Source organism: Pseudomonas sp. IT-93MI4 (assembly GCF_949767635.1).
Taxonomy (GTDB): domain Bacteria; phylum Pseudomonadota; class Gammaproteobacteria; order Pseudomonadales; family Pseudomonadaceae; genus Aquipseudomonas; species Aquipseudomonas putida_A.
Map to the genome: position 1 here is coordinate 98,372 of NZ_CATKPP010000033.1, position 14,408 is coordinate 112,779.

12 protein-coding genes are annotated in these 14,408 nt (G+C 62.2%); 1 reads left to right on the forward strand and 11 read right to left on the reverse strand.

All coding sequences use genetic code 11. The annotated features are described in order from the left end of the window. Positions 1–25: 25 nt before the first annotated feature. The 11 genes from ACM6I7_RS15030 to ACM6I7_RS15080 all read right to left on the reverse strand — a co-directional run bounded on the left by ACM6I7_RS15030 (position 26) and on the right by ACM6I7_RS15080 (position 13,316). Entirely contained in the window at positions 26–739 is a 714-nt protein-coding gene (locus ACM6I7_RS15030) for a TetR/AcrR family transcriptional regulator (protein WP_145597861.1), read from the reverse strand. A 105-nt stretch (positions 740–844) separates the two neighbouring features. Further along, positions 845–2,347, reverse strand: coding sequence for a lysine--tRNA ligase (gene lysS / locus ACM6I7_RS15035; RefSeq protein WP_003222049.1), 1,503 nt, complete (start codon positions 2,345–2,347; stop codon positions 845–847). Positions 2,348–2,461: 114 nt separating this feature from the next. Further along, a protein-coding gene (gene prfB, locus ACM6I7_RS15040; RefSeq protein WP_096795805.1) for a peptide chain release factor 2 occupies positions 2,462–3,557 on the reverse strand; the annotation gives its coding sequence in 2 pieces (ribosomal slippage) (positions 2,462–3,484 and positions 3,486–3,557; 1,095 coding nt in all). A 235-nt stretch (positions 3,558–3,792) separates the two neighbouring features. After that, positions 3,793–4,794, reverse strand: coding sequence for a diguanylate cyclase domain-containing protein (locus ACM6I7_RS15045; protein ID WP_025112221.1), 1,002 nt, complete (start codon positions 4,792–4,794; stop codon positions 3,793–3,795). 48 nt (positions 4,795–4,842) lie between these two features. Then, positions 4,843–5,853: a chemotaxis response regulator protein-glutamate methylesterase gene (locus ACM6I7_RS15050; protein WP_007964205.1), complete on the reverse strand. Its 1,011-nt coding sequence runs from the start codon at positions 5,851–5,853 to the stop codon at positions 4,843–4,845. Beyond that, complete coding sequence (locus ACM6I7_RS15055; RefSeq protein WP_414888810.1) at positions 5,850–8,138, reverse strand: hybrid sensor histidine kinase/response regulator; 2,289 nt, start codon at positions 8,136–8,138, stop codon at positions 5,850–5,852. Before ACM6I7_RS15055 ends, ACM6I7_RS15050 begins: the two co-directional genes overlap by 4 nt. Next, the gene (locus ACM6I7_RS15060; RefSeq protein WP_007964201.1) at positions 8,135–8,830 is read right to left on the reverse strand and encodes a chemotaxis protein CheW; all 696 of its coding nucleotides are present in this window, start codon (positions 8,828–8,830) and stop codon (positions 8,135–8,137) included. The genes ACM6I7_RS15055 and ACM6I7_RS15060 overlap by 4 nt, the downstream gene beginning before the upstream one ends. Continuing rightward, complete coding sequence (locus ACM6I7_RS15065; RefSeq protein WP_346650986.1) at positions 8,827–10,104, reverse strand: CheR family methyltransferase; 1,278 nt, start codon at positions 10,102–10,104, stop codon at positions 8,827–8,829. Before ACM6I7_RS15065 ends, ACM6I7_RS15060 begins: the two co-directional genes overlap by 4 nt. Beyond that, entirely contained in the window at positions 10,101–10,619 is a 519-nt protein-coding gene (locus tag ACM6I7_RS15070; protein WP_096795801.1) for a chemotaxis protein CheW, read from the reverse strand. The genes ACM6I7_RS15065 and ACM6I7_RS15070 overlap by 4 nt, the downstream gene beginning before the upstream one ends. Next, the gene (locus ACM6I7_RS15075; protein ID WP_098967409.1) at positions 10,619–12,241 is read right to left on the reverse strand and encodes a methyl-accepting chemotaxis protein; all 1,623 of its coding nucleotides are present in this window, start codon (positions 12,239–12,241) and stop codon (positions 10,619–10,621) included. Before ACM6I7_RS15075 ends, ACM6I7_RS15070 begins: the two co-directional genes overlap by 1 nt. A gap of 352 nt (positions 12,242–12,593) precedes the next feature. Next, positions 12,594–13,316, reverse strand: coding sequence for a tellurite resistance TerB family protein (locus tag ACM6I7_RS15080; RefSeq protein ID WP_183785734.1), 723 nt, complete (start codon positions 13,314–13,316; stop codon positions 12,594–12,596). A gap of 177 nt (positions 13,317–13,493) precedes the next feature. Between ACM6I7_RS15080 and ACM6I7_RS15085 the strand changes: the two genes are divergently transcribed. Then, entirely contained in the window at positions 13,494–14,408 is a 915-nt protein-coding gene (locus ACM6I7_RS15085; RefSeq protein ID WP_007954670.1) for a LysR family transcriptional regulator, read from the forward strand.

A 14,408-nucleotide genomic window follows, 5' to 3' on the forward strand; every position in this document is an offset into this window, starting at 1 on the left:
AGGCTCGCTCCCACAGGGATTGGCGTCAGACCGAGGCCAGGACCAGATGCATATACCGCGTCAGAATCCCGAGCATGTCCTGTTCGGCCAATGGCTCGGCTTCGTTGAGCAGGCCCTGATATTCCATCCGTCCGATAATCGCCGTCAACACCTTGGCATCCTGCTGCGGTTCACGCGAGCCCAGCACCTGGAACAACTGGCAGGTGCCTTGCAGCAGAATCTGCTGATGCGAGCGCACCAGATCCGCCAGCCGCGGGTTGAGCAGCGCTTCCTGGCGGAACGCCTGCTCGGCCATCAGGTGTTCGCGGCGATTGACCAGTTGCCGGTGCACATAGTCAGCCATCAGCCGCGCGATGTCGTCCGCCAGTTGCGAGCGCGACTCGGGGCTGCCGTCGCCACTGACGACCATCTCGCGCAGCAGGCCTTCGTTGTTGATCCACAGCTTGGCCATGTAGGCCGCGCTGCGTTCGACGTATTGGGCGAAAGTATCGGTGAGCAGGTCATCGATATCCTTGAAGTAATAAGTAGTGGCCGACAGTGGCACACCGGCCTCGGCCGCCACCGCACGGTGGCGCACGGCGCGCACGCCGTCACGCACGACAATGCGCATCGCCGCGTCGAGAATGTCCTGTCGACGCTGCTCACTGCCCTGTCGGCTGGCCTTGCGGCCTTGGTACTGAACACTTTCAGCGACCGCAGTGGCGATACCCGCTGCACCTTCTTGAGCGATTGCAACCATCACGACTGGACTTCCTCTGCTATTGCAAAATTAACCAATTGATACATTTGTACCAGACAGGCAATAAAAAGCCGCCTGTTTTAGGCGGCTTTTTAACTGAAACGTTTACGCTTGCGGTCGCATGTGCGGGAACAGGATCACATCGCGGATCGACGGCGAGTTGGTCAGCAACATCACCAGACGGTCGATGCCGATACCTTCACCGGCCGTTGGCGGCATGCCGTACTCCAGCGCACGCACGAAGTCGGCGTCGTAGTGCATGGCTTCGTCGTCGCCGGCGTCCTTGTCGGCCACCTGCGCCATGAAACGCTCGGCCTGGTCTTCCGCGTCGTTCAACTCGGAGTAGGCGTTGGCGATTTCACGGCCGCCGATGAACAGCTCGAAACGGTCGGTGACGTTCGGGTTCTCGTCGTTACGACGGGCCAGCGGCGACACTTCGAACGGGTACTGAGTGATGAAGTGCGGCTGCTCCAGCTTGTGCTCGACCAGCTCTTCGAAAATCATCACCTGCAGCTTGCCCAGACCTTCGAAGCCCAGCACCTTGGCACCGGCCTTCTTGGCGATGGCGCGCGCCTTGTCGATGTCGTTCAGGTCATCGGCGGTCAGCTCAGGGTTGTACTTGAGGATCGAGTCGAACACCGACAGACGGGCGAACGGCTCGCCGAAGTGGAACACCTTGTCGCCGTAAGGCACGTCGGTACTGCCCAGCACCAGCTGTGCCAGTTCACGGAACAGTTCTTCGGTCAGGTCCATGTTGTCTTCATAGTCGGCGTAAGCCTGATAGAACTCCAACATGGTGAATTCAGGGTTGTGACGGGTCGAAACGCCTTCGTTACGGAAGTTGCGGTTGATCTCGAACACTTTCTCGAAACCGCCAACCACCAGACGCTTCAGATACAGCTCAGGCGCGATACGCAGGAACATTTCCATGTCCAGCGCGTTGTGGTGGGTTTCGAACGGCTTGGCTGCGGCGCCGCCAGGAATGGTCTGCAGCATCGGCGTTTCGACTTCGAGGAAGTCGCGCTTCATCAGGAAGCTGCGGATGTGCGCGATCACTTGCGAACGCACGCGGAAGGTCTGGCGCACGTCTTCGTTGACGATCAGGTCAACGTAACGCTGACGGTAGCGCTGTTCGGTGTCGGTCAGGCCGTGGTGCTTGTCCGGCAGCGGACGCAGCGACTTGGTCAGCAGGCGCACGTTGGTCATTTCGACGTACAGGTCGCCCTTGCCGGAACGCGCCAGGGTGCCTTCGGCGGCAATGATGTCGCCCATGTCCCAGGTCTTGACGGCGGCCAGGGTGTCTTCGGACAGGGTTTTACGGTTGACGTAGACCTGGATGCGACCGGTCATGTCCTGGATCACCATGAACGAGCCACGGTTGAGCATGATGCGACCGGCAACCTTGACCGGGATTGCAGCCTCGGCCAGCTCTTCCTTGGTCTTGTCCGCGTATTTCTTCTGCAGATCTTCGCAGTAGTTTTCGCGGCGGAAGTCGTTCGGGAAGGCGTTGCCCTTGGCGCGCTCGGCAGCCAGCTTTTCCTTGCGCAGGGCGATCAGCGAGTTTTCTTCCTGTTGCAGGGCTTGCGGGTCGAGTTGTTGGTCGCTCATGTCTTTAGATATTCCATTAGGTTCGTTGCCCCCGGACCTTGCGGCCCGGGGATCGCCAGCAGAGCTGGCTCCTACAGGGATCGGGCTGAATCAGCCGATGCTGTATTGCGTCTTTTACAGCCCCGATTTCAGGCTGGCTTCCAGGTATTCGTCGATGTCGCCGTCGAGTACCTTGTCGCAGTCGCTGCGTTCGATGTTGGTGCGCAGGTCCTTGATCCGCGACGCATCGAGCACGTACGAACGGATCTGGTGACCCCAGCCGATGTCCGACTTGGTGTCTTCCAGCGCTTGCGAGGCGGCGTTGCGCTTCTGCATTTCCTGCTCGTACAACTTGGCCCGCAGCATTTTCATGGCGGTGTCCTTGTTGGCGTGCTGGGAACGTTCGTTCTGGCAGCTGACCACGGTGTTGGTCGGTACGTGGGTGATACGTACGGCCGAGTCGGTGGTGTTTACGTGCTGACCACCGGCACCGGAGGAACGATAGGTGTCGATCCGCAGGTCTGCCGGGTTGATTTCGATTTCGACCTTGTCGTCGATCTCTGGCGAGACGAAAACCGCAGAGAACGAGGTATGGCGACGGTTGCCGGAGTCGAACGGGCTCTTGCGTACCAGACGGTGCACGCCGATCTCGGTGCGCAGCCAGCCAAAGGCGTATTCACCCTTGATGTGCACGGTCGCGCCTTTGATACCGGCGACTTCACCGGCCGACAGCTCCATGATGGTCGCGTCGAAACCGCGTTTGTCGGCCCAGCGCAGGTACATGCGCAGCAGGATGTTGGCCCAGTCCTGGGCCTCGGTGCCGCCGGAGCCGGCCTGGATGTCCAGGTAGGCGTTGTTCGGGTCCATCTCGTGGCTGAACATGCGGCGGAATTCAAGCTTGGCCAGTGACTCTTCAAGCCCTTGAAGCAATTCAACGACGTCGTTTACCGCGCCTTCGTCGTTTTCTTCAACAGCCATGTCGAGCAGCTCGCGGGAATCGGCCAGACCACTGGACAGCTCATCCAGGGTGTCGACGATCTGCGCCAGCGATGCTCGCTCGCGGCCCAGTTCCTGGGCGTATTCAGGTTTGTTCCAGACTGCAGGATCTTCAAGCTCGCGATTGACTTCGATCAGACGCTCATGCTTTTGATCGTAGTCAAAGATACCCCCGAATAGTTTCGGAGCGCTCGGACAGGTCCTTGATGGTGTTCAGGATCGGGTTGATTTCCATGACGGGCAGCACTCGTTGGCGAACTTTTGAAAGCCGGCGAGTATAACGTAATCACGCTGTCACGGCAGCCCGTCTGGCGGCTGTTAAGGCGATTCACTTGACATCGCCTGGTGCGCATCCTCTGTGGGAGCGGGCTTGCTCGCGAAGGCGGTGTGTCATTAAGCATTGATGTCGAGTGATACTCCGCCTTCGCGAGCAAGCCCGCTCCCACAGGGGATTTGCAGGTTCGAGAGACCTATTCGATACCCACCTGATTACGCCCGTTGTTTTTCGCCAGATACAACCCGCGATCCGCCGCCGAAATCAGCAGCCGGCAATCGCTGCCCGCCTGCGGCACCATGGTCGCCAGGCCGATGCTGATGGTCAGGCTCGCCCCGTCGCCCGGGGTGTTGTGCGGAATTTTCAGCGCCGCCACGGTCTGGCGCAGTTTCTCCGCCACCAGGCGTGCGCCGCCCGGCGAGGTGTTCGGCAGCACCAGCGCAAACTCTTCACCGCCGTAGCGGGCCGGCAGGTCCGACGGTCGGGCGCTGGCGTCGCGGATCGCTGTGGCGACCTTGCGTAGCGCCTCGTCGCCTTCGACGTGGCCGAAGCTGTCGTTGTAGGACTTGAAGTAATCGACGTCGATCATCAGCAACGACAACTGGCTTTGGTCGCGCAGCGAGCGGCGCCATTCCAGCTCCAGGTACTCGTCGAAGTGCCGGCGGTTCGACAGCCCGGTCAGGCCGTCGGAATTCATCAGCCGTTGCAGCACCAGGTTGGTGTCGAGCAATTGCTGCTGGCTGACGCGCAACGCACGGTACGCCGCATCCCGCTGCAGCAGGGTCATGTAGGAGCGCGAGTGATAGCGGATGCGCGCCACCAGTTCGATGGTGTCCGGCAGTTTCACCAGATAGTCGTTGGCCCCGGCCGAGAACGCCGCGCTCTTGATCAGCGGGTCTTCCTTGGTCGACAGCACGATGATCGGGATGTCCTTGGTCGCCGGATGATTGCGGTATTCGCGCACCAGGCTCAGGCCGTCGAGGCCGGGCATCACCAGGTCCTGCAGAATCACCGTCGGCTTGATCCGTACCGCCTGGGCGATGGCCTGGTGCGGGTCGGAGCAAAAGTGGAAGTCGATGTTCTCTTCATTCGACAGCCCACGGCGCACGGCTTCGCCGATCATCGCTTGATCGTCCACCAACAACACCATGGCGGCGTTTTCGTCGGTTTTAATGTCGTCGATCTGTAAATCATTCATGGGCGGTCACCTGAGTACTGCGGGGGCCAGGATTGCGGAATAGCCTGTTCATTTGGGGAAAACCTCCAGCAATCGTGGCGCTATCTTTTCCAGTGGACGGATTTCGACGGCCGCATCGATCGCCGCTGCTGCCTTGGGCATGCCGTACACCGCACTGCTTTGCTGATCCTGCGCGATGGTCAGATAACCCTGCTGGCGCATGAGCTTAAGCCCTTGCGCCCCGTCGCGTCCCATCCCGGTCAATAAAACCCCGATGGCATCACCGTTCCAATAGCTGGCGACACTTTCGAAAAACACGTCGATCGAAGGCCGGTAGATCTCGTTGACCGGCTCGGCGGTGTAGGCCAGCGTGCCGTTTTTCAATAAACGAATATGGTGGTTGGTGCCGGCCAGCAGCACCGCGCCGGCCTGCGGTGGCTCGCCCTCGCGGGCCAGGCGTACATCGAGGCCACTGGCGCTGGCCAGCCATTCGGCCATGCCCGCGGCAAACACCTGATCCACGTGCTGCACCAGCACGATAGCGGCCGAGAAATGGCGTGGCAGGCCCTTGAGCAGGACTTCCAGCGCGGCCGGTCCGCCGGCAGACGAGCCGATCGCCACCAGCCGCTTGCACGACGCCGAACTGCGGTGGGGCGTCGGCACCGGGCGCGAGCGCGGGGTTTTCTCGCCGATCAGCCAGCCGATGTTGAGGATCTTGCGCAGCAACGGCGCCGCCGCTTCCTGCGCGTTCCCCGCACCAATGGCCGGGGTATCGACCACGTCCAGCGCGCCGTGGCCCATGGCTTCGAAGACCCGGTGCACGTTCTGCTGACGGTCGACCGTGACGATAACGATCGCGCACGGGGTTTCGGCCATGATCCGTCGCGTGGCCTCGACGCCATCCATGACCGGCATGATCAGGTCCATCAGGATCAGATCCGGGGTGTTTTCGGCGCACAACCGCACCGCCTCGGCGCCGTTGTTGGCGACCCAGACCACCTGATGCGCCGGCTCGAAGGCCAGCGCACGGCGCAAAGCCTCCACCGCCAGGGGCATGTCGTTGACGATTGCGATTTTCATGCCCGCGCTCCTCCAATGAGCTCAACCACTGCATCAAGCAGGGCGTCGTCATGAAAACTGGCCTTGGCTAAATAATAGTCGGCGCCAGCGTCCAGTCCACGACGCCGGTCCTCTTCACGATCCTTGTACGAGACCACCATCACCGGCAGCGATTGCAGGCGGTTGTCGCGGCGCAACAGGGTGACCAGTTCGATGCCATCCATGCGCGGCATGTCGATGTCGGTGATCAGCAAATCGAAGTCCTCCGAACGCAGCGCGTTCCAGCCGTCCATGCCGTCTACCGCGACCGCCACGTCGTAGCCGCGATTGAGCAGCAACTTGCGTTGCAACTCGCGTACGGTCAGCGAGTCATCGACCACCAGAATCCGTTTGCGCGCCACTTCGGCGGCCTGATTGCCATGGCGGGCAATGCGCTCGAGACGCCCGGTGTTGAGCAGTTTGTCCACCGAGCGCAGCATGTCTTCGACATCGACGATCAGCACCACCGAACCGTCGTCGAGCAGCGCCCCGGCGGAAATATCCTGAACCTTGCCCAGTCGCTCATCCAGCGGCAGCACCACCAGCGTGCGCTCGCCGACAAACCGCTCGACCGCCACCCCGTAGACCGCGTCACGCTCGCGGATCACCACGACCTTGAGGGTTTCACCGCTGCTCTGACTGGCCGGACGATTCAGCAACTGACTGGCCGCGACCAGCCCGACATGCCGACCTTCGTGCCAGAAATGCTGACGGCCCTCGATCTGCACGATGTCCTGTGGCTCCAGATCGCACATGCGTTCGATATGCGCCAGCGGAAACGCATAAGCCTCCTCGCCGACTTCGACCACCAGACTGCGCACCACCGACAGGGTCAGCGGCACTTCCAGATGAAAGCGGCTGCCCTCGCCTGCCGTCTGCTCCAGCACCACCGCGCCGCGCAGTTGCCGCACCATGTGCTGCACCGCATCAAGACCGACGCCACGCCCGGACACTTCGGTCACCGTGTCGCGCAGGCTGAAACCCGGCAAGAACAGGAAGGTCAGCAGTTCTTCTTCGCTCAACTGCGCGGCAGTTTCTGCCGGTGACAATTGGCGTTCAACGATGCTGCGGCGGACCTTTTCCAGATCGACGCCATTGCCGTCATCGCTCAACTCCAGCACCAGCAAACCGGCCTGATGCGAGGCACGCAGGCGGATCAGGCCTTCTTCGGACTTACCCTTGAGCAAGCGTTGTTCCGGGGTTTCGATGCCGTGATCGACCGCGTTGCGTAGCAAATGAGTCAGCGGCGCTTCGAGCTTTTCCAGCACGTCGCGATCGACCTGGGTCTTCTCGCCTTCGATCTCCAGCCTTACCTGTTTGCCGAGGCTGCGCCCCAGGTCTCGAACCATGCGCACCTGACCGGTGAGCACGTCGGCAAACGGGCGCATGCGGCAGGCCAGCGCGGTGTCGTAGAGCACTTGGGCGCGCTGGCTGGCTTGCCAGGCGAACTCGTCGAGCTCGGCGTTCTTTTCCGCGAGCAATTGCTGAGACTCGGCCAGCAAGCGCCGCGCATCTTCAAGGGCTTCCTGGGCCTCAAGGCTCAGCGCATGTTCCTTGAGATGCACGTTGAGGCTTTCCAGTGCCCGCAGGCCATTATTCTGCATGCGTTTGAGACGCTGCATGGTCGCCAGATGCGGCTTGAGGCGCTGGGTTTCGACCAGCGATTTACTCGACAGGTCGAGCAGGCTGTTCAGGCGTTCGGCGGTGACCCGCAGCACGCGCTCGCCGCCCTCGGTGGTGCGCTTGTTCTTGCGCGGTGCCGGATCGGAGGTTTCCAGCGCTGTATCGATCACGGGCGCCGGGGTTTCAATTGGTGCAGGCGGCGGCGCCTGCATCTGCAATTCGGCCATTGGCGGTGGCGCGACTGCGGGCGGTGCCGAAGGGTCAAGCAGGCGCCCCATCAACGCCACATACGCTTCGATGTCCGGCGCTTGCGGAGCATTGGCCGGCGTGGCGATGCGCATCAACAGATCGGTGCCCTGCAACAACGCATCGATGTGCTCGGGACGCAGCAACAGCCGCCCCTCCTGCGCGCTGACCAGGCAATCTTCCATCACATGGGCGACGCTGACACCGCTGTCGATGCCGACGATCCGCGCCGCGCCCTTGAGCGAATGCGCCGCACGCATGCACGATTCCAGATAGTCGGCCTGAGTCGGATTACGCTCCAGCGCCAGCAGCCCGCTGCTGAGCACCTGGGTCTGGGCCTCGGCTTCCAGGCTGAACAACTCCAGCAGCGAGGCGTCGCGCATTTGCTCGGGGGTCATGTGAGGCTCCGGGTCACGGCGGACAGCAGCTGTTCTTCATCCAGCCAACGCAGGCTGCGCCCCCGGAATTGCAGGACACCACGGGTGTATTTGGCGCTGGCCGTGCTGTTGTGCTCACCGCCGGCACGCGACGCGGCGTCGAGAATTTTTTCATCGATGGCGTGGATGCCGTCGACCTCATCCACCGGCACCACCACCGGTCCGCCGTGGGCGGCGATGATCAGCATGCGCGGCATGATCCGCGCGCCAGTGGCCGGTGCGGCGTTGCCATCAAGGTCGAGCAACTCGACCAGCGACAGGCACGCAACCAGCGCGCCGCGCACGTTCGCCACGCCGAGCAAGGCCCGCGAACGCTGGTGCGGCAGCGAGTGAATCGCCTGCAGCGGCGCTACCTCCACCAGACTGCGGGTGGCCAGCCCCAGCCATTCCTCGCCGAGGCGGAACATCAGCAGCGAACGGGTTTTCACATCGGTTTCGACCGCCACGGCGACCGGATCGCGTTCGTCCTGCTGCAATGCATAACGGTCCAGCAGGCGCGTAGCGGCGGCGGAATACACCGCGCAGTTGCGGCAGTGAATATGCTCGGCCAGCAACGGGCACGACTTGTCGCCATGAATACCGATACGGTTCCAGCAATCATCGATGGCCCGGGCGTCTTCGTGGGTGACGTTCAAGGTGTCGGACGGGATCATCGTTTACGCTCACTGTCGGCGGTGCGGCCGCTGCGGGCGGCACGTTCCTGCAATCGTCTGGCACCGGCGCTGTCGCCCTGGGCCTGCAGCAAGGCGGCCAGGTGCATCAACGCTTCGGGGTGTTGCGGTTCAAGGTACAAGGCCTTGCGGTAATGACTCTGGGCTTCGAGCGCGGCACCGGCAACATCGCTGAGCAGACCGAGCCAATAGAACACCTGCGCCACCGGTTCGTGACTGCGCAGATACTGCTCGCATGCCGCGCGGGCCTCGGCGCTTTTGCCTTCGTTGGCCAGCGCGGCGATGTTGGCGAGCAAGGTCGCCGCGTCCGGGTTGGCGCTTTTGCTGTTGACGGGCAACGATGCAACGCTGGCAAACGGCCGCGGACGCACCGGCGGCGATACTGGCGGCGGACTGCGCAGCGGTTGGCGCACCGGCAAAGGGGTCGGGGTCGGCAATGCCACAGGTTCGGGCATGGGTTCAGCGTGTCGACTGAAGGCAAACGACTGCGGGATGCCGATCGAGCGCATGCCCAGGCGCCCGAGCAGACTGCCCTCGGCCGGGCCGATGAACAACACGCCATCAATGTGCGTAAGACGCTTGAGCACTTCGAAGACTTGCTTCTGGGTCGGCTGGTCGAAATAGATCAGCAGGTTGCGGCAGAACACAAAATCGAACGGCGGCTCACCCGCCAGCAGCGTCGGATCCAGCACATTGCCGGCCTGCAGGCGCACCTGCTCACGCACCGCTTCGCTGACCCGATGGCCGTCCTGCTCGGCGGTGAAATGACGCTCGCGAAAATCCAGATCCTGCCCCCGAAACGAGTTCTTGCCGTACAGCGCCCGTCGCGCCTTGTCCACCGACAGCGGGCTGACGTCCATGCCGTCGACCTTGAACTGGTGCGGTTTGAGGCCGGCATCAAGCAAGGCCATGGCAATCGAATAGGGTTCTTCACCGGTGGAGCACGGCAGGCTGAGAATGCGCAGCGCGCGCATGTTGTTCAATTCGTCCAGCCGCTTGCGCGCCAGCTTGCCAAGGGTGGCGAAGGATTCCGGATAACGGAAAAACCAGGTTTCGGGAACGATCACCGCTTCGATCAACGCCTGCTGTTCGTCCCGCGAACCCTGCAGCAGTTGCCAGTATTCATCGCTGTGCGCCGCCTGCGAGAGCGTGGTGCGTTGGCGCACCGCGCGCTCGATGATCGCCGGCCCCACCGAAGTGACATCCAGGCCGATGCGTTCCTTGAGGAAATCGAAAAAACGCTGATCACTGCTCATGCCTGCGCCTCATGCGGCGCGGGGAACAGCAGGCTGCGCACCGCGTCATCCAGCAGGTCGTTGACCCGTACCCATTGCACCAGCCCTTGGGCGTCTTCGCGCACCGGGCCGAGGTACGGTGCCTGACGATTGTCCAGGCCATACGGCTGAAAATCCTCGGGATTGCAGCGCAGGGTGTCGGTCGCCTGCTCAAGGATCAGCCCGAGCCAGCGCGACGGCTGCTGTTCATCCGGACGGTAATGCACCAGCACCAGCCGCGTACTGGTGCGCGCCTCGGCGGGATGGCCGAAAGTCAGCGCGCTGAGGTCGATGGCCGGTACCACCGCACCGCGATAGGCGAACACCCCGGCGACCCAGTTCGGCGCTTGGGCAATCGGCTTCAACGGCAGGCGCGGCAACACTTCCGCCACCTCGGTGGCGCGCAAGGCGTAACGCTCGCTGCCGATGCGAAACAGCAGGAACAACGCCTGCTTCGCCACCGGCGCAGCGCTGCGTTTGGCGGTGACTTCGCTCATCAGACTTTGAATCGCGAAACGCCGCTGCGCAGCCCGACGGCCACCTGGCTCAGTTCGTCGATGGCGAAACTGGCCTGACGCAGCGACTCGACGGTCTGGCTGCTAGCGTCGCCCAACTGCACCAGCGCATGGTTGATCTGTTCGGCACCGGTGGCCTGGGCCTGCATGCCTTCGTTGACCATCAGCACCCGCGGCGCCAGCGCCTGCACCTGATGGATGATCTGCGACAGTTGCTCGCCGACCTGCTGCACTTCGGCCATGCCCCGGCGCACTTCTTCGGAGAACTTGTCCATGCCCATCACGCCGGCAGACACCGCCGACTGGATTTCGCGGACCATCTGCTCAATGTCGTAAGTGGCGACGGCGGTCTGATCCGCCAGACGCCGTACTTCGGTGGCGACCACGGCAAAACCACGCCCGTACTCGCCGGCCTTCTCGGCCTCGATGGCAGCGTTGAGCGACAGCAGGTTGGTCTGATCGGCGACCTTGACGATGGTCACCACCACCTGATTGATGTTGCCGGCCTTCTCGTTGAGGATCGCCAGTTTGGCATTGACCAGATCGGCTGCGCCCATCACCGAGTGCATGGTGTCTTCCATGCGCGCCAGGCCTTGCTGGCCGGAACCGGCGAGTACCGAGGCCTGATCGGCGGCGGTGGACACTTCGGTCATGGTGCGCACCAGATCCCGCGAGGTGGCGGCGATTTCACGTGAGGTCGCGCCGATTTCGGTGGTGGTGGCCGCGGTTTCGGTGGCGGTGGCCTGTTGCTGCTTGGAGGTGGCGGCAATTTCGGTCACCGAAGTGGTCACCTGCACCGAGGAGCGTTGGGCCTGGGACACCAGCGAAGTCAGCTCGGTCATCATGTCGTTGAAGCCGGTTTCCACCGCGCCGAACTCGTCCTTGCGATCCAGATTCAGACGGCTGCTCAAGTCGCCGGTACGCATGATTTCGAGGATTTTCACGATGCGGTTCATCGGCGCCATGATCGCGCGCATCAGCAACAGACCGCAGGCGCCGGCTGCGAGCACGGCCACCAGCAGCGAGACGAACATGCTGACCTTGGCCGCCGCCACTGCCTCGTCGATGTTGGCCATGGCCTGATCAGCGACCCGCTTGTTTTCGCCGATGATGTCGTTGAGTTTCATGCGGCCGGTGTACCAGGCCGGGGTCAGCTTCTCGGTGAACAGCTTGACCGCGTCGGCTTCCAGGTTGCGCTTGTGCAAGTCGAGCACCTGATCCTGGATCTGCATGTAGGTGTCGTGATCCTTCTCGAACGCAGCGAACTCGACCCGGTCCTCGTCGGTGGTGACGGTGTTGCGGTAGTTGGCCATCTGCTCTTGCAGGCGCGTCTCGAATGCCTTGTAGTCCGCCGCGTCTTCGCTGCTGATGCCCTGCCCTTCCTTGAGGCCGAGCAGTTCCTGGGTCTGCAGATAGCTGTCAACCCACGCCCCGCGGATCATCGAGCTGTAATAGACGCCGGGAACCGCGTCGTCACGCACGCTGCTTTCACTGGCCTCGATCTTCAGCAAGCGTGAATACGAGACAACGACCATCAGCAACATGATCGCGATAATCACCGCAAAGCTCGCCAAAATGCGTTGGCGCAACGTCCAGTTCTTCACAGTGATTCCTCGTGCCTAAGTCGAAATGCGGGGAGTATAGCCGAGGGCGGTGTTTCATTTATAAGACGCTTTTTAACCCTCGGGCCGGCCCGACTTGGTTCGCGGGAAGGCTCTGGGGTGGGACTGTCCGACAATCCGGGGCTGGCGTGCCAGTGATGGAATGGCAAAAAGGGGCGCTGGATCGGCCATTGCTATGGAAGGGAGGCTGAAAACGCAATCGCGAGCAGGCTTCGGCGTCTGGCCCAAAACCTTGTAGGAGCTGCGGCACGCTGCGATCTTTTGCTGTTGGCTTAAAAAATCAAAAGATCGCAGCGTACCGCAGCTCCTACATGAATACCGTGCTCAGGCAGTTCTATTGCGATGCCAGGCGCACCTGCTTCTCCAGCTCCACCTTCAACCCCGGCTCCAGCTTCAGTTGCTTGGCCAACTCCTCCAGATACGCCTTTTCCATAAAGCTCTCCTCATCCACCAGCATCACGCTGGCGATGTACATTTCCGCCGCCATTTCGGGGGTGCTGGCGGCGCGGGCGACATCTGCGGGATCGAGGGGTTTGTTGAGTTCGGCGTGGAGCCAGTGCTGTAGCTCCTGATCGTTGTCGAGTTTGGTGAACTCGCCTTCGATCAACTGGCGTTCGCGGTCATCAATGTGGCCGTCAGCCTTGGCGGCGGCGACCAGCGCCTTGAGAATGGCCTGGCTGTGTTGTTCGGCTTGCGCCGGTGGCAGTCGATCCAGGGTCTGCGGTTCGGTTTGTGGGGCGGTGCCTTTCTGGGCGTTCCAGTTGCCGTAAGCCTTATAGGCCAGCACACCAAGGGCAGCGAGGCCACCGTAGACCGCAACTTTGCCGCCGACCTTGCGCGCCTTTTTGCTGCCGAGCAGCAGGCCCATGGCCCCGGCCGCCAGAGCACCACCGCCCGCCCCCGAGAGCAGGCCGCCCAGCGCTCCGGAGCCTGAAGACCCACCCAGCAAACCGCCCAGCCCGCCAGCCGCGGGTTTGTTCTGCGCGCCACCGGCCTTGTTCTGCAACAGATCCTGGCCAGACTTGAGTAGTTGATCGAGCAATCCACGGGTGTTCATATTCCGCCTCCAAAACAGGGGTTATCCGGATCTATCAGGCCCTCAGCCTAGTTCGAAAGTGCCCCGCCCCTGCTTGCGAGTGTGCTTCCAGATGTTGCTCCGCCTGCAACAGCCCTTCGCGAAAATAGATATACACTCAGGCCAATCTATAAAAACCGCCCACCGGGTACCCTCCTCATGATGACCCTGCGTCAGATCCGTCACTTCATCGCGGTGGCCGAGACCGGCTCGATTTCCGCCGCCGCGCAAACCGCGTTTATTTCCCAATCGACCCTGACCCTGGCGATTCAGCAACTGGAAGAGGAAATCGGCGTCAGCCTGTTCAACCGCCACGCCAAGGGCATGACCCTGACTCACCAGGGCCACCAGTTCCTGCGCCAGGCGCACCTGATTCTGGCCACCGTAGACAACGCCAAGCGCAGCCTGCAACAGAGCACCGATCAGGTCGCCGGTCAGTTGATCGTCGGCGTAACCAGCCTGGTCGCCGGTTATTACCTCGCCGATTTGCTCACCCGGTTCCAGCGTGCCTATCCCAATGTCGAGATCCGGGTGATGGAGGACGAGCGGCCGTACATCGAGCATTTGCTGGTCAGCGGCGAGATCGATGTCGGCGTGCTGATCCTGTCCAACCTCGAAGACCGCCACGCCCTGCAGACCGAAGTGCTGACCCACTCACCGCACCGTCTGTGGCTGCCGGCCCAGCATCCGCTGCTGGAACACGACAGCATCAACCTCGCCGACGTCGCTCGCGAGCCGCTGATTCAACTGAACGTCGACGAGATGGATCGCAATGCCCAGCGCTTGTGGCGCGGTGCCGGGCTGCAACCGAAGATCACTCTCAGAACCGCATCCACCGAGGCGGTGCGAAGTCTGGTGGCGGCGGGTTTGGGTGTGTCGATCCAGCCGGACATGACTTATCGCCCATGGTCACTGGAGGGCGACATCATCGAAGCGCGGCCGATTGCCGACCTCAACCAGACCCTCGATGTCGGTCTGGCCTGGCGCCGCGGTACTGCACGTCCCGCTCTGGTCGACCCGTTTTTGACTGTGGCCCGCGAACAACCGCACGGCGGACGCAAGCCATCTATTTAA

Coding starts and splice junctions, on each gene's coding strand:
- ACM6I7_RS15030 (WP_145597861.1), bottom strand. CDS start 739: ATGGTTGCAATCGCTCAAGAAGGTGCAGCGGGTATCGCCACTGCGGTC.
- lysS (WP_003222049.1), bottom strand. CDS start 2,347: ATGAGCGACCAACAACTCGACCCGCAAGCCCTGCAACAGGAAGAAAAC.
- ACM6I7_RS15045 (WP_025112221.1), bottom strand. CDS start 4,794: ATGAATGATTTACAGATCGACGACATTAAAACCGACGAAAACGCCGCC.
- ACM6I7_RS15050 (WP_007964205.1), bottom strand. CDS start 5,853: ATGAAAATCGCAATCGTCAACGACATGCCCCTGGCGGTGGAGGCTTTG.
- ACM6I7_RS15055 (WP_414888810.1), bottom strand. CDS start 8,138: ATGACCCCCGAGCAAATGCGCGACGCCTCGCTGCTGGAGTTGTTCAGC.
- ACM6I7_RS15060 (WP_007964201.1), bottom strand. CDS start 8,830: ATGATCCCGTCCGACACCTTGAACGTCACCCACGAAGACGCCCGGGCC.
- ACM6I7_RS15065 (WP_346650986.1), bottom strand. CDS start 10,104: ATGAGCAGTGATCAGCGTTTTTTCGATTTCCTCAAGGAACGCATCGGC.
- ACM6I7_RS15070 (WP_096795801.1), bottom strand. CDS start 10,619: ATGAGCGAAGTCACCGCCAAACGCAGCGCTGCGCCGGTGGCGAAGCAG.
- ACM6I7_RS15080 (WP_183785734.1), bottom strand. CDS start 13,316: ATGAACACCCGTGGATTGCTCGATCAACTACTCAAGTCTGGCCAGGAT.
- ACM6I7_RS15085 (WP_007954670.1), top strand. CDS start 13,494: ATGATGACCCTGCGTCAGATCCGTCACTTCATCGCGGTGGCCGAGACC.